The sequence below is a fragment of the Aeromonas intestinalis genome (assembly GCF_054052485.1).
Genome location: NZ_JBSTYK010000002.1, coordinates 98,285 through 124,981 on the forward strand (window position 1 = coordinate 98,285; position 26,697 = coordinate 124,981).

The window sequence follows — 26,697 nt, forward strand, 5'->3', positions numbered from 1 at the left end:
ACCACAAGGATTGTCTTTATGCTGCATATCACGCTGATCTACGCCGGTCTTCTGGGGCTCTTGTTCTTGCTGCTCTCCTTCTGGGTGGTCAAGCGCCGTGCCCAGTTCAAGGTGATGATAGGGGAGGGCGAAGCCCCCGAGATGCTGGCCGCCATCCGTGCCCACGGCAACTTCGCCGAGTACGTGCCCCTCACCCTGCTGCTGATGGCCCTGTGCGAGCTGGCAGGGGTCGGCGCCCTCTGGCTGCATCTGGGGGGCATGCTGTTGCTGGTGGGGCGCGTGCTGCACGCCATCGGTATCCAGATCCCCAAGGCGCCGAACAAACCGCGCCTGTTTGGCACCCTGTTCTTCTGGCTCTCCCTCGGGCTCTTCTCGGTGCTCGCCCTGGTGCAGGGTTTGTCATTTGGTTGAGAACCCAACACGCTGATTTGTTAAAAACCACCCGTCATCGAGGTGGTTTTTTTATGCCGCCACAGTCAAACGTTTTTCTCTGCAGCCCTTGTCTATACTGACCCCATATTTTAAGCGGGCGACTTTTCGATGGGGCGGATTGTGTTAAAATCCCGCCCCTCTTTTCCCCAGAGCACAGAAGATTGCCATGAAATTTCCCGGTCAGCGCAAGTCCAAACACTACTTCCCGGTCGACAGGCGGGATCCTCTGATCCCGCAAAATCCCCAGCTCACCGAATTGGGCAAGGCCTATGTGGTGGGCATCGATCAGACCCTGGTGGACATCGAAGCTCACGTGGATGAAGACTTCCTGAACCGGTACGGCCTGAGCAAAGGCCACTCCATGCTCATCTCCGACGACGTGGCCGAACGGGTCTACGAAGAGCTCAAGACCAACAACATGGTGGTGAGCGAATTCGCCGGCGGCACCATCGGCAACACCATGCACAACTACTCCGTGCTGGCGGATTCCCACTCCATACTGCTCGGGGTCATGAGCCAGGATATCCGCATCGGCAGCTACGCCTACCGCTATCTGTGCAACACCTCCTCTCGCGTCAACCTCGACTACCTGCAACCGGTGGACGGCCCGGTCGGCCGCTGCTTCACCTTCATCACCGAAGGGGGCGAGCGCAGCTTTGGCATCAACGCCGGCAAGATGGATCACCTGGATGTGGCGCACATCCCCGAGGCCATCATCAAGGAGGCCTCCGCCCTGGTGATCACCGCCTATCTGGTGCGTGGCGCCGATGGCACCCCCATGAAGGACGCGGCCATGACCGCCGTGCGCTATGCCCGCGAGGCCGGTGTGCCCGTGGTGTTGACCCTCGGTACCCGTTTCGTCATCGATGAAAACCCCCAGTGGTGGCGCGACTTCATCGCCGAAAACGTGACCGTGCTGGCGATGAACGAGGACGAGGCCGAGGCCCTGACCGGGATCAGCGATCCCCTCGGCGCCGCCGACAAGGCGCTGGACTGGGCCGACATGGTGCTCTGCACCGCCGGTCCCATCGGCCTCTACATGGCGAGCTACACCGACGAAGATTACAAGCGCGAGACCACCCACACCCTGCTGCCCGGGGTCATTCCCGAATTCAACATGTATGAGTTCAGCCGCCCCATGAGCCGTGCCAAATGCCGCCAGCCCGCACGGATCTACTCCCACATCTCCCCCTACATGGGCGGGCCCGAGAAGATCAAGAACACCAACGGTGCCGGTGACGGCGCGCTGTCTGCCGTGTTGCACGACATGGTGGCCAACGCCTATCACCGCATGAACGTGCCGAACTCCGCCAAGCACATGTCCGAATTCCTCACCTACTCCTCCCTGGCCCAGGTGTGCAAGTACGCGAACCGGGTGAGCTACGAAGTGCTGGCCCAGAGCAGCCCGCGTCTTTCCCGTGGCCTGCCCGAGAAGGAAGACAGTCTGGAAGAGGTGTACTGGGAGCGTTGATCCCGCGGGACTGTTTAGACTAAAAGACGAAGGTGCCTGCAGGCGCCTTCGTGCATTTCGGGGCTGGATCATGTTTTTGACAGCGGCGTTGCAGTGGTCGTGGACAGCCAGCGCTGCCGCATCATACCTTGTTAACAATATGTAGCGGTATGAGGTGGGCTTATGTTGAGACAATGGAGTATCGGTCGACGCCTGTCGCTGGTGACCCTGATGGTGCTGGTCCTGCTCGGACTCTTGCTCTTTTCCTGTCTGCAGATCTACCAGCAGGGATTGATGGGGGAGAAGAGCCGCCAGACCCGGGCCCAGGTCGAGACGGCCTACAGCTTGGTGGCGCAGTTCGAGGCGAGAGTGCAGCGTGGCGAGCTCGACGAGGCAGATGCCAAGGCCCAGGCGCTGGCGCTGCTCAAGGGGCTGCGTTACGGCCAGGACGACTACTTCTGGATCAACGACAGCCACCCCACCATGGTGATGCATCCCATGAAGCCGGAGCTGGACGGCAAGGATCTCTCCGGCGTGGAGGACAAGCAGGGGCTCAGGCTGTTCGTGGCCTTCGCCGATCTCGCCAAGGCGCAAGGGGCGGGGGAGCTCGCCTACTACTGGCCCAAACCCGGGGTGGAGGAGCCGGTGCGCAAGATCTCCTACATCAAGCGATTTGCGCCCTGGGACTGGATCATCGGCACCGGCATCTATGTGGACGACGTGGAGGCCCAGTACCAGGAGGTGCTGCGAACCCTGCTCAGCATCGGACTGGTGCTCGCCATCCTGTTGTTTGTGGTGGTGGGGCTCATCGTGCGCAGCATAGTGGTGCCGCTTTCCCAGTCGGTATCGGCCCTTGGCAATATCGCGCGAGGGGAGGGAGACCTGCGATTCCGCCTGCCGGAGCGTGGCCGGGATGAACTGAGTCAGCTGTCGGCCAATTTCAACCAGTTTGCCGGCCAGATGGCGCAACTGGTGGGACGCAGCCAGCAGATTGCCGCCCAGAACCGGGAGCAGGCCCATCAGCTGGAGCAGGTGGTCGATCGCACCGGCGCCATCGTCACCGGACAGGAGCAGGATACCTTGCGGGTGGCCAGCGCCATGGAACAGATGACGGTGAGCAGCCGGGAGGTGGGCCAACATGCGGCCGATGCGGCAGAGGCGGCGGATGCTGCCCTGGATCTTGCCCGCCATGGTCGCGAGGTCGTGGCCCAGACCATCGCCACCATCAGCCAGCTGGCCGATGAGATGGCCGAGACGGTACAGGCGGTGAGCCAGCTGGAGCAGGAGACCCAGCAGATTGGCTCGGTGCTCGACGTCATCCGCGGGGTGGCCGAGCAGACCAACCTCTTGGCGCTCAATGCCGCCATCGAGGCGGCCCGGGCCGGAGAGCAGGGGCGCGGCTTTGCGGTGGTGGCCGATGAAGTGCGCACCCTGGCGACCCGCACCCACAGCTCCACCGACGAGATCCGGCAGATGATCCAGCGCCTGCAGGAGGGGGCGGGCAAGGCCGTGCACGGAATTACCCAGTTGCAGCAGCTCTCCCGCACCACGGCGGACAAGGCCGGGGATGCCGATGGGGCCATCAATGCCATCGATGGATCCGTACACACCATCACTGCCATGAATAGTCAGATAGCCAGCGCGGCGGCGCAGCAGAGTCAGGCGGCGGAGGAGATAAACCAGCGGCTGGTGGCGATCACGACCCTGGCGGCGGACGCCCTGGCCCAGAACCGGTTGACGGAGCAGGCGGCGGGCAAATTGGCCCACTCCTGCGACGAATTGGGGGCCCTTGTCGCGCAATATCGCACCTGATGGGCTTTATCCCCTGCTTTTTGGGGATTTGACTTGAGTCCGGGGGGCTTTTGGGACACCATCAGCCCCATTATCGGCCACGCTGGTCGACTGCCTGCCATTGCCTGCAAGAGAGAGATCCCATGAGCAAATTAACTGACAATCTTGACGCCAATTTCCAGCTGTTTATCGAAGAAGTCCGTGAGTCGGGTCAGGTATGGGGTCTGCGCTACGGGGAAGACTGGGTAGTATGCCGCTCCGCTGAGTTCGAAGATGCGGACGTGATGCCGCTCTGGTCCGCCGAAGGGGATGCCCGTCTGCACTGCGTGGATGAGTGGGCAGACTACGAGCCTGAGGTGATCGAACTGGAAGAGTTTCTCGACATCTGGATCAACGATCTGGATGACGACGATGTGCTGGTCGGTCCGAACTGGAACGCGGATCTGGAAGGCCAGGAACTCGAACCCATCGAGCTTGCCAAGGCGCTGGTGGAACTGGACGCCTGAACCGTACTGCATTGAGGCCCAGGCCTTCGATGTAATAAGGACCGGCAGCCGCGAGGCTGCCGGTTTTTTATGGGAATGGGGGCGGGATCTGTATGAAAGGGCGAATTGGCTTGGATCGGGGGACAGGATGGGCCATCATCAATCCTTTGCCAGTCAGGAGGTGCCATGTTTGTCTTTGACGTGACCACGGGGGCGGGTGCACATGCGGAGATCCGGGTGCAGGCGCTGGACTGGACCCAGAGCGGGCCTGTGACCTTTTGCTGCGACAGCGATGAGCTGGCGCTGGTGCTGCTGGGGGGCTGCCGCTGCGATGCGGTGGGCTATTTCAATCTGCTGGCGGGCTGCAAGCCGCTCTATGTGGAACAGTGGCTCGCCTATCTGCAGGAGACGGGGCAGATAGACAAGCAGAGCTGCCAGCTGGAGAGCCCGGCCCAGGAGGACTATCTGGCCAAGGCCGGACTGGATGACGAGGAACTCAACGTGCTGCTGGGGCAGGTCTACAAGGTGGCCGGTTTCAACCGCCTGCAGATCAACCGCTACCTCAAGAATCGCCATAATCCCACCATGCTGGCGACCCGTTACGATCAGAAGGAGCTGGAGCGTTACCGCCAGCTCAACGACATCATACTGACCTTGTTGAAGTTGAAACGTCCCCAGTAAACAGCCCCTGATAACTGCTATCCGGCCTCAGTTCCTGGGGCCTGGCGATGAGCCCTCCCTGCAGCCCATCCGCATACATGCCTTGCAGCAGCTCTTTCTGCGCCACCTCTTCCACTCCCTCCGCGATCACCAGGCAGTCCATGCGATGGCACATGTCGACGATCATCTGCACAAACTGCTGATTGGTGATGTCACGCTCCAGGGTACCGAGCAGCAGGGGATCCAGCTTCACGTAATCCGGTCTGAGCTCATGAAGCAGGGTGAAGGAGTCCATCCCCTTGCCGAAGTTGCGAATGGCGGAGCGGCTGCCCTGGCGCCGCAGCAGCTCAAACAGTCGCTTGCCGCCGGCCAGGTTGTGTTTGAGCTGATCTTCGTCCAGAGCGAAGACCAGGTTGGCGCTGATGTTCCCATCTTTTTGCAACTGGTGATCGAACCAGATCAGGAAGGCGCTATTTTGCAGCAGGGCGCTGGAGAGGTTGATCCCCCAGCGATGGGCTTGTTGATCGAAGGTGCGATAGTGGCGGATGACGTGGGTGATCAGCATCTGCTCGAGACGCATCAGCATGTCCAGCCGCTGCGCCATGGCAAACAGGGTATCGGTGGGAAACTGTATGCCTTCCCGGCTGCTGAAACGGGCGAAGACCTGCTGGTAGGGCACCATGTCCCGGTTGAGTGCCTGGATCGGCTGGTAGTGAAGAATGATGCGATCAGGTTGCGACAGCAGCTCGTCCAGCACGCTTCTCCAGTGCTGCTGGCCGTGGAGACTGGCGTGATCATGCTGCTGGATGGCCCAGCCGTTGACGGTTTCGGTCTGGGCACGGGCGAGGGCCAGATCGGCGCGGGAGAGGATAGCCTCAATGTTCTGGCTGCGGGATAACAGGGTGATCCCCGCGTAGGCCACGTTCTCCAGCTCCCGCTCCCTATGGTAGTGGTCGAAGGCCCGCTTGAACTCCTGACCCAGCAGATGGGGGGGAATGTTGGCATCGGCGGGGAGCAGCACCGCAAAGTCGGAGCCCGAGATGCGATAGACACGCTGCCCCTGAAAGCGGTTGATCACCAGATGGATGAGGTTGGCGATGTCCTTGATGTAGGCATCCCCGGACTGGAAGCCATATTGGGCATTGAGCCGGCCCAGCTCGGTGGCGCGGATCAGCACCAGGATGGAGGTCTGGGACTCCTCTTGTTGCAACCATTCGGTCAGATCCCGGCGGAAGGCGTGACGGTTGCCAAGCTGGGTCATCTCATCCCGGGTGGCCAGGGAATAGAGCTCGGTGATCTGGCGGCGGGCCTCTTCCTCGGCGTTGTTGAAGCTGGCGAGCAGCTGCTGCAGGGCCAGCCTGGCATGGGGGCTATCCAGTCTGGTGGGGTCCCGCAGTTGCAGTGCCTGCAGCCAGCGCTGCTCCCATCGCTCCCGCTCTGCCTTGTGCAGGCGATGGTTGAGATAGAGCAGCAGGAAGAAGCCAACCACAGTGCATAACATCACCAGCAGTAGGGTGAGCGGCGGGATGGGGGGAGCCAGCAAGACCCCTTGCAGCATCAGCAGCGGCAGGGTGGCCATGGCGCCGACCAGCAGCAGCGTCCTCCCAGACTTGTTCGACATCGGCGGGTCCTTGATGAAGTCGTCGTGGATCAATTCTAACCATGTGGTGAGCATAGTACTGATGGGCTTGTCAGCCCCCATGGAATGGGGGTTGCAATCCCATTAAATGTGATTGAAAACACTTTCATAACGGCTAAAAAAGGTGAATATGGGATGAAAACAGCAGCAACCAGGCCGAGGTATTTATGCAACTAGAACCCGTCAACACAGCCAAAGCACGGCAGTTATTGAATCAGAGTATGGCCTTGGTGCTCGCGGGGGGGCGAGGGAGCCGCCTGAAGCAGCTGACCGACAACCGCGCCAAGCCGGCAGTCCACTTTGGCGGCAAGTTCCGCATCATCGATTTCGTGCTCTCCAACTGCATCAACTCCGGTATTCGCCGGGTGGGTGTGGTCACCCAGTACAAGTCCCACAGCCTGTTGCGCCACCTGCAGTCGGGCTGGTCCTTCCTGCGCTACCAGATGAACGAGTTCATCGATCTTCTGCCCGCCCAGCAACGGGTGGACGAGGTGCACTGGTATCGCGGTACCGCCGATGCCATCTACCAGAACGTCGACATCATCCGTGACTACGGCCCCAAGTACATCGTCGTGCTGGCGGGGGATCACATCTACAAGATGGACTATGCCGCCATGTTGCTCGATCACGTGCGCCTCGGCGCCAAGGTGACCGTGGCCTGCATCGAGGTACCGCGCTGTGAAGCCTCCGCCTTCGGGGTGATGGACATCGACGAGCAGCGCAAGATCCGCGCCTTCGTGGAGAAACCAGCCAACCCACCCGCCATGCCGGGGCGCGATGACCTCTCCCTCGCCTCCATGGGGATTTACATCTTCGAGGCGGAGTATCTCTATCAGCTGCTGGAGGAGGATATCCACAACCAGGAGTCCAAGCATGACTTTGGCATGGATGTGATCCCGCGCATCGTGGGGGAGGGCAAGGCATTCGCCCACCCCTTCAGCATGTCCTGCGTAGGGGCCAAGGAGGGAGTGAAACCCTACTGGCGTGATGTGGGAACCCTGGACTCGTTCTGGGAGGCAAACATGGATCTCGCCTCCGTGGTGCCCGAGCTCGACATCTATGACGAGAACTGGCCCATCTGGACCAGTCAGAACATGGCCCCTCCCGCCAAGTTCGTGCAGGACAGAAACGGCCAGCACGGCATGACCATCAACTCCATGTTCGCCGGCGGCTCCATCGTCAGCGGCTCCTTCGTGCTGAACTCGGTACTCTTCACCAATGTGCGGGTGCACTCCTTCTGTACCCTGGATCAGGCCATCATCTTCCCCGGGGTCGAGATAGGCGCCGGTTGCCGTCTGCGCCGGGTGGTGGTGGACAAGGGCTGCAAGTTGCCGGATGGCCTGGTGGTGGGGGAGAATGCGGATGAGGATAATCGCCGCTTCTACCGCTCGGAGCAGGGCATCGTACTGGTGACCAAGGAGATGTTGGCCAAGCTGGGGTAATCGAGGCCCGATCAGCAAAACGAAGCAAAACAAAAGGGAGCCGCGAGGGCTCCCTTTTTCATGGGTCAGCGGCTGACCTGTTTGCTGATGTGTTATTCGCTCACGACGGCCTTGCCGGCCATCACCATGGCGGTGCCGTGCTTGCCACCGGCGGCGGTCACTTGCGGAACGCCATCTTCGTCGGTGTCATGGCTGGCGCCGTCGATGACGTTCTCACCGGAGTCACCGATCCACTCGGCCATCTGCATGCCGCCGTTGACGGTACCGCGGAACCAGCTCACATAACGTTGCGTGAGATGGGCCAGCTCCAGCTCGGGTGCCTTCTCGGCGCCTTCGTTGCGCAGGTTCAGCATGGCGGAGCGCAGGGCGCCGGAGATGGCGGCCTGGGTCCAGGGGGTGTATTCACCCTGCTTGCCCGCGAGCCAGGTGCCGGCCTTGGCGTTGAAGAAGGCCTTGTCGGTAGCGATGAAGAGATCGCGCGCAGCAGTGCGGTACTTGGCGTCCGAGGTAGCCAGGAAGGCGGCGGTCAGGCCACGGATGGCGGCGAACTGGGTCTCGATGGACTGACCCGCATCAGCCTTGCCACCAAGAGTAAGACCGTCGTGCAGCAGACCGTTCTTGCCCTTGAGCTGGGCGAGCAGGAAGTCAGCCTGCTGGCGGACGATCGCGAGAGCCTGCTGGCCCTGGGCGGTCTTGAGGTTCAACTCGCCGTTGTCACCGGCGGCGTAGCCGACCGGCAGTGCATCCTGGGCGCGCTGGAAGATCTGCAGGGCGACCAGGCTGTAGGCGGCGTCGAAGGTCGTGACGTGCTTGCCCTGTTTGCCGGCCTGCCAGCTGTCCACCAGGGTACCGGCCTTGGGATCGAAGTGCAGGGCATTGAGGTTCTTGAACACCATGCCGGAGAGGTTCAGGGCCAGGGAGAAGGCATCGTCACCGGCGACCAGCTTGGCGGCGTCGGTACCCTTGTTGGCGGCCGGTGCGGCGGCGAAGGGAGCACCGTCAAACACGGCGTGGAAGGCCGGGTTCTGGTTGGTGTTGGCGCTGCGCTGATCGCTGAAGGCGTAGAACTCGGACAGGGGCCAGAGCAGCATCCAGGCATCTCGCAGCTGGGCGGAACCATCCACCACATCCAGTTTGCCGATGGCACCCACCTCGTTCTTGGTGGTCTCGGTCACTTTCACCTGATGGGGGAAGTAGATCACACCCTTGGCCGGATCGTACTGGGGGCTTATCTTGGCGCCGAGCTGCTTGCTGTCAAAGCCAAGCTGACTCTGCAGGATGCTCAGCTTGTCGATGGACTGTTCGGTCAGCATCATGCCGTTGAAGCCGTCGGCCGCGGAGACGCCGAGCTTGTGCTTGCCATCCTGATCCATGGTGGATGAGGCCGCTTCCACTTCTTCATCGCTCTCGGCCACGTGCATGCCGCCGAGGAAGTCCTGGGACCACATCACTTCCTTGAGCAGAATGCCGCCCACGGCTGCCGGGTTCAGCAGGTTGTCGGAGCCGCTCCAGCGCAGGGTGGCGTAGTCACGGAAATAGGCGGGAACCTGGGTCTTGACCGCTTTCTCGACGCCCTTGGCGGTCTTGATGGTGACCTGATCGCCGTTGACCGGGGTGGTGTTGACCGCCTGGGCAAATTCTGGATTGGCGGAGGCGTAGGGCAGGGAGAGGGGATACATGCCTTGCGGCACTTCGTCGGCGGGGAAGCCGACGGCGTCAGCCATGGCCAGCACGCGCTTGCCAAGGTCTGCCAGGGTGCCGCCACGGGCCAGGTTTTGCGGCCCGTTGACCAGGTGAGGACCCATGCCGGACTGATAGTTCAGGGCGTACATGGCCTCTTCGGAATACTCATAGGATTCGATGCCGGCGGCAAAGTCGAAGGGGGTGGGTTCGTCGGCGCGGTTGGCATCCAGCACGTCCAGATCCAGGCCCAGCGCCTCGGCAAGGGGCTCGCCGGAGAGCTCGAATTCAGTGTAAGCCAGCATGCTGGCGGCGGTGTGGAAGGTCTTGTCCTCGATCTTGACGGCGGCCTGTGCGGCGGTGCCGATCAATGCGCAGGCAATCGCCTGCACCAGTACGGTTTTTCTCATGTCCTTTTCACCCATATGTTTGATTTTATTATGACGATTCTCAAATTCTAAATGAGAATTGTGTGCATTATGGGCCAAAGGAAGGGGCTTGAGAAGAAAAAAGCCGCACCTTGGAGGAGGGGAGAAGGCAGGTGCGGCGATGAGTGTTACATCAATTTGAAGGGGATCACCAGGCGTCCCGGCTCCACCTTGAGGGCTTCGACCTTGTCCTTGATCCTGGCTTCGTTCTGGCGGTTGCCATCCAGCCGATAGACGGGGGTTTGGGAGAGGAACAGGGAGAGGGACTGGTTGAACGTGGGCAGCAGGGGAGTGAGGGCGGCACCCACATCGGCCGGCTCTGTCTTGACCGAGATGAGTTCCAGATCCCGCAGATAGATGGCGCCCTGATCCGCCACATAGTCCGGCCGGGCACTCAGGGAGAGGCGCACCTTCATCTGCTGGCTGCCGAGAGGGCTGGCGACTTGCAGATCCCCGGCGGCATCCAGTTCAACCCTGTCGCTGCGGGTACGGCCGATGCGGCTGGTGAGATCGTCCAGGCTGATCCGGCTCGACATGATCCCCGGGATGCCGATCTCTTTCTGGAAGGCGACTCTCTCCTTGAGGTACTGGTTTATCTCGCTCTCGCTGACGCTGTATTGGGTCAGGGAGGAGCAGGCCGCGAGCAGCAGGGCAAAGGGGAGCAATAACAGATGCTTGAGCATGAAAGGTTTCCATCAACGGGACGACAACGGGTGATGGCGCCATCTTAGGGGCAAAGCGGGTCGATCGCCAGTCCGGCACTGGGATCCCGTTTCTGTCGCATCCCCCATATGGGGCTAGCAATCTGCGGTCATCCAAGTAACCCGCGTGAGGCCAACCACGTCAGGCCAGTGCTGGCTTGAACCCGCCAATATCCACAATCAGACTCCAGTTTTAGCACCGAAAAATCCCCTTGACCGGTTTCTTTCGGGACGAGTATTTTACTGCCGCTCAAAAGCAATTGATAACGATTATCATTTTGAATCATCTTTGAGGGTGTAGCGTGAATACTCTAGTAATGGAAGATGGTGCGCCAGCCGAGGCCGGATCCCCGCCCGATTTCTTGTTTACCTCGAGTCAGGGCTGCATTCGCGCCTTTGATCTCGGCCAACCCATCAGCACCCCCGCCTGTGAATGGCCCCTGCTCGAGCGGCAGATAGTGCAAGCTCTGGGGGCAGCCGAGGCCGCCGGTCAGCACAACCCGCTGCTCATCGGTGCCTTCGCCTTCGATCCCGCCGAAGCCTCTTGTCTTTATGTTCCCGGCCGCTACGAGCGGGGAGAGCGACATACCCCGGCAGCCAGCCTGCCCGAGCACAATCAGGTGATCTCGGTGCAGAGCACGCCGGCTGCGGCCGAGTTCAAGGCCTCGGTGAATTCCGCCCTGGATGCCTTTGCCGAGGGGCGCCTCGCCAAGGTCGTGCTGTCGCGCAAACTCTCCCTGCAACTGAGCAGACCGGCGGATCCCCAGCAGGTGCTGGCGCGCCTGATGACCCAGAACCCCAATGCCTTCCACTTCTCCCTGCCGCTTGGTCAGGAGCGCCGCCTGCTTGGTGCTAGCCCTGAATTGCTGCTGCGGGTGAGCGAGGGGGAGGTCTTCACCCATCCTCTGGCAGGCTCTGCCAAGCGTGGCAGCGAACCGGCGCAGGATGAGGCGGTGGCCCGGGCGTTGCTGGCGTCGCGCAAGGATCAGCACGAGCACAAGCTGGTGATCGACGAGATCCGTCGGGTGCTGGCTCCTCACTGCCGGGAGCTGGCCATTCCGGCCGAGCCTTCCCTGATGAGCACGGATACCCTCTGGCATCTGGGTACCCCCATCGCGGGCCAGCTGCACGGGGAGCAGGCGTCTGTGCTCTCTCTGGCCTGCCAGCTCCATCCCACCCCGGCCCTGTGCGGTTATCCGACGGCGCTGGCCCGCCAGTTCATCCGCGAGCAGGAGCCCTTCCGGCGCGCCCTGTTCAGCGGCATCGTCGGCTGGTGTGACAGCCAGGGCAACGGCGAGTGGGCCGTGGTGATCCGCTGCGGTGTGCTCGATGGCCATCATGTGGAGCTGTTTGCCGGTGCCGGCATAGTCGCGGGCTCGGATCCCGCCATGGAGTGGGCCGAGACCGGCACCAAGCTCGGCACCATGCTCAAGGCCCTGGGGCTGGGCACCGAGGTGGCTCTATGACCAGGACTCACCGTTTTCTGCCCTATAGCCGCTGGCCAGCCGAGCTGGCCGAATCTTACCGTGCCAAGGGGTATTGGCAGGGCGAGCCCCTGACTGCCATGCTGACGCGCCAGTGCGAGCTGGCACCGGCCGCCACGGCCGTCATCTGCGGTGAGCGCAGCTTCACCTATGGGGAGCTGGACGCAGGCTCGACACGGCTGGCGGCGCGCCTCGCCCGTCATGGCTTCCTGGTGGGCGACACCGCCCTGGTGCAGTTGCCGAACGTGGCCGAGTTCTATCTGGTGTTTTTCGCCCTGCTCAAAGTCGGCATAGCGCCGGTCAATGCACTCTTTAGCCACAACTGGCTGGAGCTTGCCGCCTATGCCGAGCAGATAAAGCCCCGTCTGTTCATCGGATCCTTGGCTCACCCTCTGTTCGAGACGGGGGCTCGCGAGAGCGAGCTGCTGACACAGATGGGCGCCGAACTGGTGCTGCTGGATGGGGACGCGGGTGAACTGGGGCTGACCCATTGGTTGGCAGCGCAAGATGAGATGGCGTCGGTGACATTTGGCCCGAGCCCGGCGGACGAGGTGGCCTTCTTCCAGCTTTCCGGCGGCAGCACCGGTACCCCCAAGCTCATCCCCCGCACCCACGATGACTACTACTACAGCGTGCGTAGAAGCAACGAGATCTGCGAGCTCGGTCCCCATACCCGCTACCTCTGCGCCCTGCCGGCTCCCCACAACTTCCCCTTGAGTTCCCCCGGTGCCCTGGGGGTGTTCGACGCAGGGGGCGCCGTGGTGCTGGCGCACGATCCCAGCCCCATCAGCTGCTTCCCGTTGATTGCACGCCACGAGATCAACCTCTGCTCCCTGGTGCCGCCGGCTGTCAGCCTGTGGCTGCAGGCTGCCGAGGCCGACCCGTCCGTGCGGACTCAGCTCGCGAGCCTCTCGCTGCTGCAGGTAGGCGGCGCCAAGCTCGGTGAAGCGGTGGCGAGAAAGATAGCGCCCCTGCTCGGCTGCCGCTTGCAGCAGGTATTCGGCATGGCCGAAGGGCTGGTGAACTACACCCGGCTCGATGACCCGGACGAGAAGGTAGTCCACACCCAGGGTTGCCCCATGAGCCCGGACGACGAGGTGCGCGTGCTGGATGAAGAGGGCAATCCGGTTGCCCAGGGGCAGCCCGGTGCCCTGCACACCCGTGGTCCCTATACCTTCCGTGGCTACTACCAGAGCCCGGCCCACAACGCCCGGGTGTTCGATGCCGATGGCTTCTACTGCTCGGGAGACCTGGTGGTACAGGATGCCGATGGCTACCTCACCGTGGTGGGGCGCCAGAAGGATCAGATCAACCGGGGCGGCGAGAAGATAGCGGCGGAGGAAGTTGAAAATCAGCTGCTGCACCACCCGGCCATCACCCAGGTGGCCCTGGTCTCCATGCCGGACAGCACCATGGGGGAGAAGAGCTGCGCCTTCATCGTCGCCACCGAACCCGGCCTCAAGGCGCTGGCCTTGCGCAAGTTCTTGCGCTCGCGCGGGGTGGCGGAATTCAAGCTGCCGGATCGTTTCGAGATCCTCGACGCCCTGCCCATGACGGCGGTGGGCAAGATAGACAAGAAAGGATTGCGCGAGCGCATCGCGCACTCCCTTGCAGGCGACAGCCTGCCGATGACAACAGTTTAAAACTAAAAGGAATCATGACGTTATGGCTATCCCAACCCTGAACAACTACGCCATGCCCAGCCAATGGAAGGACAACAAGGTCAGCTGGACCCTGGATCCCAAACGCGCCGCCCTGCTCATTCACGACATGCAGGAGTACTTCACCGCGTTTTATGGCGAGAACAACCCGCTGATCGCCGCCCTGACGAAACGTCTGGTGGCGGTGCGCCGTCACTGCAAAACCCTCGGCATCCCCGTCTACTACACCGCCCAGCCCAAGGACCAGGCCCCCGAGGACAGGGCCCTGCTCAACGACATGTGGGGCCCGGGCCTGAACAAGCGCCCCGAGCAACAACAGGTGGTTGCCCCCCTGCGCCCGGAGAGCGACGACGTGGTGCTGGTCAAGTGGCGCTACAGCGCCTTCCAGCGCTCCGAATTTGAACAACTGCTGAAAGATCAGGGGCGGGATCAGCTGATCATCGGCGGCATCTACGGTCACATCGGCTGCATGATGACCGCCTGTGACGCCTTCATGCGCGACATCCAGCCTTTCTTCCTGGCGGACGGGGTGGCGGACTTCTCTCTCGCCGATCACCAGATGGCGCTGGACTATGTGGCGACCCGTTGCGGCAAGGTGATCCCCTGCGAAGAGGTGCTGGCCATGGCGGCGCCCAAGACAGCGGTTGCCAAGGCAGGTCAAGCCGAAGGACAGAACCCCTTGTTGACCTATGAGGGGCTCAAGGCCCGGCTGCTGAGCCATATCGACGAGGACGAAGCAGAGTTCGACGCGGACGAGAACCTCATCGACTACGGCCTGGATTCAGTGCGCATCATGGCCCTGCTCACCGAATGGCGCGTCGCCGGGGTGGAGCTTGGTTTCGTGGATCTCGCCAAGAAGCCGACCCTGAACGGTTGGTGGCGGTTAATCGAACAGAAGCTGGCGGAGCAACAGATCCTGGAGGTGGCACAATGAGTCGCTTCCCACTGACCATTCCCCAGCAGGGGCTCTGGTCCGGCCATCTGCTCAACGACGACAAGGGGATGTTCAACACCGCCGAGTGCATCGCCTTCGATGGCAAGGTGGACGGCGCCGTGCTGGCCGCGGCCCTCGCTCAGGCGGTGGGGGAGTGTGAGGCCCTGCAGGGCCACTTCGAGGAGAGTGGGGATGAGGTCTGCTTCATCAGCCATACCCTGGCCCCCGTCTATGGCGAGATAACCCTGGCGCGCGGTGACGAGGCCGAGGCTCGCGCCTGGGCCTGGGCGGATCTGCGCCGTCCGTTCGAGCTGACCCGGGAATCTCCCTGCCGCTTCGCCCTGCTGCGCGGCCTCGATCGGGATTACCTCTACAGCTGCGTGCATCACATCGCCCTCGACGGCTTTGGCACCACCCTCCTGTTCCAGCGCATCGCCGAGCTCTACGGGGAGGGGCTGGAGGGCGCCATGCTGTCGCCGTCTCCGTTTGGCCTCTTGGACGAGGTGCTGGCCGAAGAGGCAGCCCGGGAGGAGAGCGGCAAGAACGCCGTCGCCCGTGCCTTCTGGCAGGAGCAACTGCAAGCGTGGCCCGAGGTAAAATCTTTCAGCGAATCCCGCGCCCCCATCGCCGCCGAATTTATCCGCGAGAGCCGCCCGCTGCCGGCGGCGCTCTGGCAATCCCTGGTGGGCTTTGCCGATGAAAACAAGCTGAGCTGGCCGGATCTGCTACTGGCCGGCCTCTCGGCCCAGCTGGCGCTGGCGAGCGGTCAGCAGAAGACCCTGCTGGGCCTCATGATGATGAACCGTATCGGCTCGGCATCGCTGACCGTCCCCTGCATGCAGATGAACATCACCCCCCTGGCCCTTGAACTCGGTGAGGAAATGAGCCTGCTGGAGGCCGCGGGCGCTGTGGCCAAGGCCAAACGCGGGGTGCGCAAGCATCAGCACTATCGCTACGAACTGCTGCGCCGCGACCTTGGCCTGGTGGGGGGCGACAAGCGCCTGTTTGGCCCCCTGGTCAACATCATGCCGTTCGATCATGCCCGCCGCTTCGGCCCGCTCAATGCCCATATCCTCAACATCAGTGCCGGCCCGGTGGAAGATCTCACCATCGAGGTGCAGGTGGGGGCCGATGGTCAGCCGAGGCTGGATCTGGACGCCAACCCTGGCTGCTATCAGGCCACGGATCTGGCGCGCATCGCCGACACCCTGTTCACCCTGCTGGGGCGCTGGCTCGCCGAGCCGACACAAACCCTCGGCACCCTCAAGGCCGACTGGCTGGCAGAGCAAAGGGCCGAGGCCCTGATCACCGGGCCGGCCCAGGAAGTGATCAAGGTGCGCCCCGTGCTGGATGCTCTCTGCCACTTCGCGGCCCAGACCCCGGACAAGATAGCGCTGGAGCAGGGGGAGGCACGTTTTAGCTACGAGGCGTTGCTGACCCGCGCCGAGCAGATGGCCGCGGCCCTGCAAAATGCCGGCGTGCAGCCAGACGAGCGGGTCGGGGTCATGCTAGCTCGCACTCCCCAGGCCATCTTCGCCCAGCTGGCGGTACTGCTGGCGGGGGCTGTCTATGTGCCGCTCGACCCCGAGCAGCCCCTGGAGCGTCAGGGCCATATCCTGCGCATCGGCGAGGTCAAGACCCTCATCACCCAGGCGGAGTATCGCCACAAGCTGGCCAGCCTGTTCGAAGGCCGCACCCTACTGGCCGGGGATCTGGTGAGCGGAGATCGCCTCTGCCAGCCGGCCGCGGGCCGCGCCGTCGCCTACCTGATGTTCACCTCGGGCTCAACCGGCCTGCCCAAGGGGGTCGCGGTCAGCCACGACGCCCTGGATCACTTCGCCGCTGCCGCCCGCTGCCGTTATCACCTGGGGGAGGGGGCGCGCATGCTGCAATTTGCCCCCTTCAACTTCGACGCCAGCATCGAGGAGGTGTTCGCCACCCTGAGCGCCGGTGCCACCCTGGTGCTGCGCACCGACGCCCTGCTCGAATCCATGCCGGCCTTCGCGGCCGGAGTGGAGGAGATGGGGATCACCCACCTCGACCTCCCCACCGCGTTCTGGAATGAATGGGTGGTGTCGCTGGGCGCTGGCCAGGCCCACATTCCGGCCAACCTGGCCACCGTCATCATCGGCGGCGAGGCGGTCTACCCCGAGCAGCTGGCCCAGTGGCAGCGCCAGGGACGCGCCGATGTGCGCCTGTTCAACACCTATGGTCCCACCGAGACCACCGTCGTGGTCACCACGCAGGAGCTGCAGAACGAGGATCCCGCCCAGGCCCAGCTGCCCATCGGCTTGCCGCTGCCCGGCATGCAGGCGCTGATCCTGGGGGCGGGGGAGCAACCCGCCGGGGAAGGGGAGCTGGTACTGTTCGGCCCGCAACTCGCCAACGGTTACGTCTGTGGCGTGCAGGGTACCTTCGGCACCCTGCGTGTGGGCGCCGAGCTGCTGCCTGTCTATCGCACCGGCGATCGGGTGCGCTGGGTGTCCGGTCGGCTGGTCTATCTCGGCCGCCGTGACAACGAGTTCAAGATAAGCGGCTATCGCATCCAGCCCGGTGAGGTGGAGGCCCAGCTGCTGGCCCTGCCCGGGGTGGATGAGGCCTGCGTGCAGGGCATCAGCCAGGGCAGTGTGCGCCGGCTGGTGGCCTTCGTGGCCGGCCCCGAGCGCGACAGCCGGGTCATCAAGGCGCAGCTCGCCAAGGTGCTGCCCGCCGCCATGATCCCCACCGACTATCGCCACTACGATCAGCTGCCCCGGACCGGCTCCAACAAGCTGGACCGCAAGGGCCTGCTGGCCCAGTACCAGGCGGGGGGCGAAGCCCTGACCCTCGGCAGCGAGACCGAGAACCGGGTCGGCGCCATCTGGCAGCAGATCCTGGGGCTCGCCACCATGGGGCCGGCTGACAACTTCTTCGAGCTGGGGGGCCAGTCCCTGCAGACCATCCAGATAGTGAACCGGCTCGGTGCCGAGTTCGGGGTACAGGTCAAGGTCTCCGATGTGTTCGATCACCCGCGCCTCGACGACTTCTGCCGCTTCCTGGACGGCAAGTTGACCGAGGACGAAGAGAGCGTGGAGATGGTGTGGTGATGGACAAACAGAATATGACCTTCGATTTTCGTGGCAAACGGGTCTGGGTAACCGGGGCCGGGCGCGGCATCGGGCGCGAGGTGGCCGAGCAGTTCGTGGCCGCCGGCGCCAGCGTGATGGGGCTGGATCTGGCCTTTCCCTATGAGGATTACCCCTTCGCCACCCGGGTGCTCGACATACGTAACTCGGGGGCGGTCAATGCCTGCTGCGCTCAGCTGCTGGCAGACGGCGGGCTGGATGTGCTGGTGAACGGGGCCGGGGTGTTGCGCCTCGGCCCCACTGAAGCCTTGAGCGATGCCGATTGGGATGACTGCCTCGCGGTCAACGCCAGCGGCGTCTTCTACCTGCTGCGGGCCCTGGTGCCCCACTTCAAGGGGCTGCGGCGCGGCGTCATCGTCACCATCGGCTCCAACGCCGCCCATGTGCCGCGCATGCAGATGGCGGCCTATTGCGCCTCCAAGGCGGCGGTCACCAGCCTGACCCAGACGGTGGGGCTGGAACTGGCCCCCTTCGGCGTGCGGGTCAACCTGGTGTCGCCGGGCTCGACGGACACCGAGATGCTGCGCGGCATGCTGCCGGATGAAGGGGCCATGGCCCGCACCATTGCGGGGCTGCCGGATCAGTTCAAGCTCGGCATACCACTTCGCAAGATTGCGACGGCGCAAGAGATAGCCCACAGCGTCCTCTTCCTGGCTTCCGATCTGGCCAGCCATATCACTCTGCAGGATCTGGTCGTCGACGGCGGCGCCACCCTGAGCGCCTGAGGACTCAAAGACAGATGAACAATATGATCACGCTGCTCAAGCAGCTGGAGCGCCAAGGGGTCAAGCTGGCCCTGAACGACAAGGGGCAGCTCATCTCCCAGTCGAGCAAGGAGGCGGTGACCCCCGCCATCGGCGCCCAAATCAAGGCCCACAAGGATGAGCTGGTGCGCGCTCTGGCCGCCCGCGCCGCCTTCGAGGCACCCATCGCCGTCAGCGAGGAGGCGAAGAGCACCCTGCAGGGGCCGCTCTCCTCCTCCCAGAGCGGGCTCTGGTTTATCGAGCAATACGAAGAGGCCTCCCACCTCTACAATATGCCGGTCTACTTCCGGGTGCGTGGCGATCTCGATACCGCGGCGCTGGAATTTGCCTTCGATCACCTGTTTGCGCGCCACCCCAGCATGCGCACCCGCTTCGTCAAGGACGCGGCGGGCAGGGGAGCCCAGGAGATCCTGCCCCATGCCCCGTTCAAGCTGCAGATTGAAGATGTGAGCGGTGAGCCGTCTGCCGAGCGCGAGGCCTATGTGGCCCGCCGGGTGCGCGAGGAGATAGGCCGTCCCTTCTCGTTGACCAAAGGGGACTTGAGCCGGGTCAACCTGATCCGGTTAGGGGCTCATGAGCATGTGCTGTTGATCACCCAGCATCACATCATCTCCGACGGCTGGTCGGTCAAGAACATGTTCGCGGACTTGAAGCGCGCCTTTCTTGCCCACCAGAACCGGGAACCTCTGCAGGTGGCCGAGTTGCCGCTCAATTATCTGGACTACGCCCACTGGTTCAACTCCCCGCGCTTTCTCGACTATCACGCCGAGTTCAAGCCGTTCTGGGTGGACCGCCTGGGGGGGAGCCCCGAGGTGCATGGCCTGCCGCTCGACAAACCTCGCCCGGCCCATCAGGGCAGCGGCGGCGAGTTGGTCTTCTCCACCATAGACAACAGTCTCTGGGACAGCTTCAAGCGCCTGTGCCAGCGTCACAGCACCTCCAACTTCATCGGTCTGCACGCCCTGTTCGCCCTCTTGATGGTGCGCCAGAGCGGGGAGAAGGAGGTGGTCATCGGCACGCCGCTCGCCTACCGCGAGCGCCACGAGATTGAGTCTCTGGTGGGCTTCTTCGTCAACACGCTCGTGTTGAGAACCCGGCTGGAGGGGCGACCGAGCTTCGTGGATTACCTGCAGCAGTGCCGGGAAGAGGATTTGGCTGCCTTTGACCATCAACTCTATCGGTTTGAGGCGCTGGCCGAAGCCATAGGCGCGGATCGCACTACCGCCATCAACCCCATCTTCCAGATCATGCTGGTGTATCAGGCCAAGGTGGATTTCAACGATCTCATCCCCGGCTGCGAGCTGGTGGAGGAGACCTCCCCGGTGCTGCCCGCCAAGACCGACATCTCGGTGAAGGTGACCGAGCTGATGGACTCGGTGCGGGTGGACTGGCTGTTCGCCACCGCCCTGTTCGAGCGCGCCACCATAGAGGCTTACGCCGATCGCCTGCTGCACCTGATGCGCGCCGTGGTGGCCGCCCCCGAGACCGACATCTGGCAACTGCCGCTGGAAGCGGGGATGGACGACGCAGCCCTGGGGTTGGAGCTTGCGAGCCTGCCGGTCGATTACCCGAGCCGCGACACCCTGCTCTGCCATATCGAGCGCCGTGCGGCGGTCAGACCCGACGCCCTGGCGGTCAGCGATGATCAGCAGGCACTCAGCTATGGAACGCTGGAGGCCGAGGCCAACCGGTTGGCGCACTGGCTGCTGGCCCAGGGGGTGACCCCTGGCGCCGCCATCGGTCTGCAGGCCAAACGGGAGTCGGCCTTCGTCATTGGCCTGCTGGCCTGCTGGAAGGTGGGGGCGGCCTATGTGCCGCTCGACCCCGCCTATCCCGCCGAGCGGCTGGCTCATATCCTGAGTGACGCCGCCATCGGCCTGGTGCTGGGGGGCGAGCCGGACGCGCGCCTTGCCGCGGCGTTGGCGGGCACGGCGGCCGAGTATCACAACCTGCACGCCCTGGCGCTGGCTGAGATGCCGACCGGCGTCCCCGCCGTTTCCCGCGATGCCGCCATGCTGGCCCAGATCATCTACACCTCGGGCAGCACAGGTCTGCCCAAGGGGGTCATGGTGGAGCAGGGCAGCCTGGTCAACCTGATGGCGGATCACGGCGCGCGCATCGCGCTTGATCACAGTGGCGCCATGTTCAACTGCATGTCTCTCTCGTTCGATGCGGGCAACATGACCACCTTGCTGCCTCTTTACTGCGGCGCCGCCCTGCACTTCGGCGAGCCGGGAGAGGGGGTGATCGCCGCCGCCATGGCCAAGGGCGCCAGCCACATGATCCTGCCGACGGCCCTGCTCGCGAACCTGCTGCCAGCGGCGGACCTCGGGTCGCTGCGGGCCATCGGCTTCGGCGGCGAAGCCTGCCCCAGCTCTTTGGTGGAGCGCTGGGGGAACCGGGTCGCGCTCTACAACATGTATGGCCCGACCGAGTGCACCGTGACCGCGCTCTGCGCGCGCTTGGTGCCGGGCGAGCCCATCACCATAGGCCAGCCCATCGACAACCTGAAGGCGGTGATCCTGGATGAGGCGGGCAACCCCTGCCCGGTGGGGGTGCCCGGCGAGCTCTGCCTGACCGGCCTCGGCCTCGCCCGTGGTTACCTCAATTTGCCAGAACGCACCCAAGACGCCTTTATCGAGCGCACCCTGGTCAGCAGCACAGGGGCTCGGCGCCATCGTCTCTACCGCACCGGGGACAGAGCCCTCAAACGCCGCGACGGCAACATCCAGTATCTGGGCCGCATCGATGAGCAGATCAAGCTCAGGGGCTATCGCATCGAACCCGGCGAGATAGAGACCCAGATTGCCGCCATTGAACCGGCCATCCGCCAGATCAAGGTGGTGGTGCAGGAAGCTCGCCTGTTAGCGTACGCCTGCCTGCAAGCCGGGGCGCCCGAGCCGGATGCCGAGGCCCTGCTGCAGCGGGCCGGCGAGTGTCTGCCCGAATACATGGTGCCGGTGCGCTTGTGCTGGTTGCCCGAGATGCCGCTCACTCCCAACGGCAAGCTGGACTTGCGCCGCCTGCCCGCCATCAGCTGGCAGGAGAGCAAGGGCGAGCCGCAAGGAGAGCTGGAGCAGACCGTGCTCGCCATCTGGCAATCGGTGCTCAAGCAGCCCCTCGGGGTGGAGGATGACTTCTTCCGCTTAGGCGGAGATTCCATCCTCAGCATCCAGCTCACCACCCGCCTGCGAGACGCCGGCCTGCACTGCAGCGTGAAGGACGTGTTCGAGGCCAAGACGGTGCGCCGTCTCTGCCGCCAGCTCGGTCAGCAGCAGGCGGTCAGTCACCAGACGGAGCAAGGGATCCTGGAAGGGGAATTCCCCCTGCATCCGATCCAGCGCTGGTTCTTCGAGCAGGGCTTCGCCAAGTCCGGTCACTGGAACCAGGGAGTGATACTGCGCCTGCCCGCAGGCATAGACGACGAAGCCCTCGCAAGCTGGATGAGCACCCTGCTTGCCCACCACGATGCCCTGCGTTTGGCGGTCACCCCGGCCGGTCAGCGCTATCTGCCCGAACTTCCCCTGCCGCCCCTGCATCGACTGGATGCGGCCGGGCTGGGTGAGTCCGAGTTGCAGGCCAGATTGACCGAGTGGCAGGGGAGCTTTGCCCCCGAGCAGGGCCAGACCCTGGCCTGGGCACGGCTTCGCAATCTCACGAGCGAGGCGGATGCCGAGCCCGTGGAGGGGCTCTTTATCGCCTTCCACCATCTGGTCATCGATGCCGTCTCCTGGCGCATCCTGGCCGAGGATCTGGTGCGCCTCGCCGAGGGGCGTCCGCTGCCTGCCAAGGGCAGCAGTTATCGCCAGTGGGGAGAGGGGCTGGCCGCCTATGCGAGCCGTGAAGCGGCGCAACTGGCGTTCTGGCAGGCGCAAGGGGAGGGCAGCGAGCAAGACTTGCTGGAGGCGCAGCGCGCCCCCGATGGCCGCGCTGCCGCGAGTCTGTTGCGACTGGATGAGCAGATCACCGCCCGTCTCATCGATGAGGCCAACCAGGCCCACCTGACCCAGGTGCCGGATCTGCTGCTGGCGGCACTGACCCGCACCTTAAGCGAGCTGGGTTATGGCACCAAACAGTGCGTGATGCTGGAAGGGCACGGCCGTGAAGTTATCGATCCGCAACTGGATGTGAGCCGCACCCTCGGCTGGTTCACCAGCACCTACCCGCTGGCGCTGGCCAATAACCCGTCCTGGAGCGATCTGGTCTGCGACACCAAGGAGCGGCTGCGGGTCGTGCCGGACAAGGGGGTGGGCTTCAACGCCCTGCGTCTGCACCATCCCGGAGGGGATGAACTGCCGCACTCTGCCATCGTCTTCAACTATCTGGGGGTCTCCCACAGAGGCACCCCGGCCCCCTGGCAGCCGCTGCCGGTGGCACCGGGCCAACCCTCGGCGCCAGAGAATCTGCCGCGCGAGCTCATCAGCCTGCACGGCGGCGTCTACGGCGGCTGCCTCACCCTGCGCCAGGTTGGCGCCCTCAATCAAGGGGCGAGCGATGCCCTGATGGTGGCGCTGGCGGCCAATATCGAGGCCCTGGTGAACGCCTGCTGCGCGCAAGCCAAGCCGCGCCGTACCCCGAGCGATTTCCCGGGGCTGGCGCTGACCCAGGCCGCCCTGGATGAGGTGCTGGATGAGGCTGAGGCTGGCGGCGAGGTGGAGACCCTGCTGCCGATGACCTCCTTGCAGCAGAGTATGCTGCATCACAGGGTCTTGGTGCCCACGGATAGCGCCTATCACCTGCAAACAGAGATAGATTATCTGCAGGAGATGGATGTGGCTGTGTATCGTGCTGCCTGGCAGGCCCAGCTTGCCCGCTGGCCCGTGCTCCGGGCTACCCTGCTGCTGGCGGACGGGGTAGCGCTGCAGCGCATCATGGCCAGGGCCGAGCTGCCCTTCCACTATGAGGAGTTGTCCGGCGACCCGCAGGCCGAGTCGCGGGTTCAGGCCTATCGTCTGCAGGACTTGGCCAGACCCATACCGCTGGATCAGGCCCCTTTGCTGCGCATCGCCTGCTTCAAACTGGCCCCCGATCACCACAAGGTGATCCTGAGCGCCCACCACGCCGTGCTCGATGGCTGGAGCGGCCCCGTGCTGCTGGGGTCGGTGCATCGCAGCTATCAGCAGTCGATGACGCAGGCCCGGAATCAGGACACGGCACCCGAGGTGAGTCCTGATACCGCCTGGCTCGCCTTCGGTCGCCATATCGCCAGCCAGTCCGCCAGCAGCGCCGCCTACTGGCAGAAGCGCGAAGATCTGCTGGCGAGACCCAACGATCTGTCGGCCCTGTTCGGGGTGGCACTCGAACCTGGCCTGAGTGGACGCCTCACCCAGCAGCGCCCCGCGCTGTGCGGCCAGTCCCTGACCCCGGAGATCTCCGGGCGCCTGGAGAGCCGGGCCCGCGAGCTGGGGGTCACCGCTGGCCTCTTGGCCCAGTACGCCTGGCATCGGTTGCTGGCCCGCCACTGCGGCGATCCTGTGACCCTGGTGGGCAACGTGACCCCGGGCCGGGATTTCCCCATCGAGGGGATAACCCAAAGCGTCGGGCTCTATATCAACAGCCTGCCGCTGGCCCTGGATTGGCGCACCGAGCTGACCCTGGCGCAACATATCGCTCAGTTGCAGGGGGACTTGCTGGCCCTGAACCAGCACGGCACTCAGTCTCTTTCCGCCCTGACCCGGGGTGGCCCGCGCCTGTTCCAGAGCCTGTTCGTGTTCGAGAACTACCCCATGCCGGTGCCCCCGGCGACCCCTGAGCCCCATCAACTGGTGCCGCGCTTTGGCGCCGTGGTGGAGAAGGTGGAGCTGCCCCTGTCTCTGGTGGTCAACGCCCGTGGCGGTCAGCTCAACCTGCGCCTCGAGTTCGATGGCGAGCAGATAGCGCAGGATCGTGCCCAGGCGGTGCTGGCCCAATGGATTGCCGAGCTCGAGTGGCTGGCAGGCGTGAGCCTCGCCGAACCCGCCCGACTGGCGGATGCCAAGGCGCCTGGCGCTGTGGCGACTCCGGTGGCGGGCGAGGCCATGTCGACCCCATCCATGCCGATTGAGGCTGAGGCCCGTCGACTGCTGACCCTGTGGCAGCACCATTGCGGTCAGGATGCGAGCTGGCAGCAGGCGTTGAGCGCGCTTGGCATCGACTCGGTGCAACAGCTCGCCCTGCTGGCGGCCCTCAACGAGGCGTTCGGTGCCCGTCACGGAATCTTAAGTCTGCAACGGCTCAAGGAGCAGGGGTCGCCGGCGCATCTGTTCAACCACTGGCTGGTACGCCTGCCCGAGGAGGTGCTATGACGACGGCAACAAGGCTCAACCCACGGCAAGGGGAGCTATCCCCTATTGCCCAGCAGGGCGAACAGGGGCTCGGCGTGCGGCTGGCCCGGGTGCTGGGGGGGACGCCGCTCGCCCCCGCCATCGCCATGAACGGCCACTGGCAGAGCTATGGGGAACTGGAGGCGCGAGTCGGCCAGATAGCCGCCAGCCTGCGCGGCTTAGGCGTAGGGGAGCGGGTTGGTCTCTACCTGGCGCGATCCCCGGATCTGGTGGCCAGCCTGCTCGCCTGTCTGCGCCTCGGGCTCACCTTCGTGCCCCTCGAGCCGGATTTTCCGGTGGAGCGGCTGCAGGGCATCGCCCGTCAGGCGCGGCTCTCGGCGGTGCTCTGTGATGAAGTCGAGGGCTGCCCCGCGTTTGGCTGCCCCCTGCGCCCTCTTAGCGCGAGAAGGGGGGAAGCAAGTGGCGAGGCTCTGGGTAAGGAAGTCCTGAACGAGGAGGTGCTAAGCACAGAGAGCTGTGTCTGGCCTCTGGTGGATGATGCCCTGGCCGCCTACATGATGTTCACCTCCGGCTCCACCGGCGAGCCCAAGGGGGTGGTCATCAGCCGGCGTGCCCTGCTCTGCTTCCTCGACGGGATCCGCGAGCGGCTCGGTCTATCGCCGAGTTGTCACTGGCTCTTTATCACCACCCCGGCCTTCGACATCTCCCTGCTGGAGATGCTGGGGCCGCTCTGGGGGGGCGGCCGCCTGACGGTGGCGGACAACGATCACAACAAGGATCTCCTGGGGATGATGGCCCTGCTGGCGGCGGACACCACCATCAACTGGCTGCAGGCGACCCCCGCCTGCTGGCGCATGCTGCTGAAAGCCGGTTGGCAGGGGAGCGAGCACCTCACCGCCCTGTGCGGTGGCGAGGCGCTGGATGCGGGATTGGCCGAGCAGCTCTGCACCCGCACCCGGCGGCTCTGGAACTGCTACGGCCCGACCGAGGCCACCGTCTGGTCCCTGGTGAGCGAGGTGCGCCTGCCATTGACCGACGGACGCATCACCATAGGTCACAGCCTGCCGGGCTATCGGCACTGGGTGCTGGACGGCGCGGGGCAACCGGTGGCCGATGGGGAGGAGGGGGAGCTCTGCATCGAGAGCCCGGCCCTGTGCGAGGGGTATTGGCGCAAGCCCGCCCTGACGTCGGCGGCCTTCCTGCGCCTTGGCACCCATCGCCTCTATCGCACCGGCGATCGGGTGCGTGCCCTCGGGGGGGACAAGTACCGCTACCTGGGGCGGCGCGACGATCAGGTCAAGTTGCGGGGCTTTCGCATCGAGCTCGGGGAGGTGGAGGCGGGCCTGCGTCGCCAGGCCGGGGTGCAGGAGGCGGCGGTGCGGCTTATCGGCGAGGGGGACGAGGCCATGCTGGTGGGCTATGTGGAGGCGAAAAGCGGGGTCACCCTCAACCGACTTGCCCTGCGCAAGGGGTTGCAGGAGAGCCTGCCCCACTACATGGTGCCGGCCCGCATCATCTTGCTGGATGCCCTGCCCAAGACCGGCAGTGGGAAATTGGATAGAAAGGCGTTGCCACTGCCTGAATGAGTCATGGTGATGGGTTGAGCTGCCAGTATGTGGTTTTGCAGTGCTGATATGCTGCAAAAATAAGCATTGTTGGTGGTTTGTCCCTTTTTGGCGTGTCCGATGTTTGACAGGCCGGATCCCGCCTCAGAGTCCTGGCCTCGTCAGCACGGCTCAACCTGTCAGCCAGACAAAA

The 26,697-nt window shown here is 64.1% G+C and carries 16 protein-coding genes; 13 read left to right on the plus strand and 3 right to left on the minus strand.

Annotated elements, in window-relative coordinates:
* Window positions 1-18: 18 nt before the first annotated feature.
* The 5 genes from ACW5W7_RS02790 (at window position 19) to ACW5W7_RS02810 (ending at window position 4,839) form a co-directional block, all read left to right on the plus strand.
* Window positions 19-411, plus strand: coding sequence for an MAPEG family protein (locus ACW5W7_RS02790; protein ID WP_434667505.1), 393 nt, complete (start codon window positions 19-21; stop codon window positions 409-411).
* 187 nt (window positions 412-598) lie between these two features.
* Window positions 599-1,903: an inosine/guanosine kinase gene (locus ACW5W7_RS02795; protein WP_456500700.1), complete on the plus strand. Its 1,305-nt coding sequence runs from the start codon at window positions 599-601 to the stop codon at window positions 1,901-1,903.
* Window positions 1,904-2,065: 162 nt separating this feature from the next.
* Window positions 2,066-3,694, plus strand: coding sequence for a methyl-accepting chemotaxis protein (locus ACW5W7_RS02800; RefSeq protein ID WP_456500701.1), 1,629 nt, complete (start codon window positions 2,066-2,068; stop codon window positions 3,692-3,694).
* Between the two features lie 122 nt (window positions 3,695-3,816).
* Window positions 3,817-4,179, plus strand: a complete 363-nt coding sequence (locus tag ACW5W7_RS02805; RefSeq protein ID WP_100861710.1) for a DUF2750 domain-containing protein — start codon at window positions 3,817-3,819, stop codon at window positions 4,177-4,179.
* A gap of 165 nt (window positions 4,180-4,344) precedes the next feature.
* Window positions 4,345-4,839, plus strand: a complete 495-nt coding sequence (locus ACW5W7_RS02810) for a hypothetical protein (protein ID WP_349921955.1) — start codon at window positions 4,345-4,347, stop codon at window positions 4,837-4,839.
* Here ACW5W7_RS02810 and ACW5W7_RS02815 read toward each other — a convergent pair.
* A complete protein-coding gene (locus ACW5W7_RS02815; protein WP_456500702.1) occupies window positions 4,802-6,439 on the minus strand; it encodes an EAL domain-containing protein in 1,638 nt (545 codons plus the stop codon). The genes ACW5W7_RS02810 and ACW5W7_RS02815 overlap by 38 nt on opposite strands.
* A gap of 185 nt (window positions 6,440-6,624) precedes the next feature.
* Here ACW5W7_RS02815 and glgC point away from each other — a divergent pair, with 185 nt between their 5' ends.
* Complete coding sequence (glgC, locus tag ACW5W7_RS02820) at window positions 6,625-7,899, plus strand: glucose-1-phosphate adenylyltransferase (RefSeq protein ID WP_349921958.1); 1,275 nt, start codon at window positions 6,625-6,627, stop codon at window positions 7,897-7,899.
* A gap of 92 nt (window positions 7,900-7,991) precedes the next feature.
* On the opposite strand, the gene ACW5W7_RS02825 is transcribed toward glgC, so the two are convergent.
* The gene (locus tag ACW5W7_RS02825) at window positions 7,992-9,989 is read right to left on the minus strand and encodes a hypothetical protein (protein WP_456500703.1); all 1,998 of its coding nucleotides are present in this window, start codon (window positions 9,987-9,989) and stop codon (window positions 7,992-7,994) included.
* Between the two features lie 146 nt (window positions 9,990-10,135).
* The gene (locus ACW5W7_RS02830) at window positions 10,136-10,690 is read right to left on the minus strand and encodes a lipoprotein (RefSeq protein ID WP_349921960.1); all 555 of its coding nucleotides are present in this window, start codon (window positions 10,688-10,690) and stop codon (window positions 10,136-10,138) included.
* 320 nt (window positions 10,691-11,010) lie between these two features.
* On the opposite strand from ACW5W7_RS02830, the gene ACW5W7_RS02835 reads away from it, so the two are divergent.
* From ACW5W7_RS02835 to ACW5W7_RS02865, 7 genes are read left to right on the plus strand one after another with little or no spacing between them, the layout of a single operon-like run.
* Window positions 11,011-12,174, plus strand: a complete 1,164-nt coding sequence (locus tag ACW5W7_RS02835) for an isochorismate synthase (protein ID WP_456500704.1) — start codon at window positions 11,011-11,013, stop codon at window positions 12,172-12,174.
* Entirely contained in the window at window positions 12,171-13,835 is a 1,665-nt protein-coding gene (locus tag ACW5W7_RS02840; protein WP_456500705.1) for a (2,3-dihydroxybenzoyl)adenylate synthase, read from the plus strand. The genes ACW5W7_RS02835 and ACW5W7_RS02840 overlap by 4 nt, the downstream gene beginning before the upstream one ends.
* 22 nt (window positions 13,836-13,857) lie before the next feature.
* Window positions 13,858-14,787: an isochorismatase family protein gene (locus tag ACW5W7_RS02845; RefSeq protein WP_456500706.1), complete on the plus strand. Its 930-nt coding sequence runs from the start codon at window positions 13,858-13,860 to the stop codon at window positions 14,785-14,787.
* Window positions 14,784-17,873 (plus strand): amonabactin biosynthesis non-ribosomal peptide synthetase AmoF, encoded by a 3,090-nt coding sequence (gene amoF / locus ACW5W7_RS02850; protein ID WP_456500707.1) that lies wholly within the window; start codon window positions 14,784-14,786, stop codon window positions 17,871-17,873. Before ACW5W7_RS02845 ends, amoF begins: the two co-directional genes overlap by 4 nt.
* 14 nt (window positions 17,874-17,887) lie before the next feature.
* Entirely contained in the window at window positions 17,888-18,637 is a 750-nt protein-coding gene (gene dhbA, locus ACW5W7_RS02855; RefSeq protein WP_456500870.1) for a 2,3-dihydro-2,3-dihydroxybenzoate dehydrogenase, read from the plus strand.
* A gap of 14 nt (window positions 18,638-18,651) precedes the next feature.
* Window positions 18,652-24,960: an amino acid adenylation domain-containing protein gene (locus ACW5W7_RS02860; protein WP_456500708.1), complete on the plus strand. Its 6,309-nt coding sequence runs from the start codon at window positions 18,652-18,654 to the stop codon at window positions 24,958-24,960.
* Window positions 24,957-26,525, plus strand: coding sequence for an amino acid adenylation domain-containing protein (locus tag ACW5W7_RS02865; protein WP_456500709.1), 1,569 nt, complete (start codon window positions 24,957-24,959; stop codon window positions 26,523-26,525). Before ACW5W7_RS02860 ends, ACW5W7_RS02865 begins: the two co-directional genes overlap by 4 nt.
* Window positions 26,526-26,697: the final 172 nt, after the last annotated feature.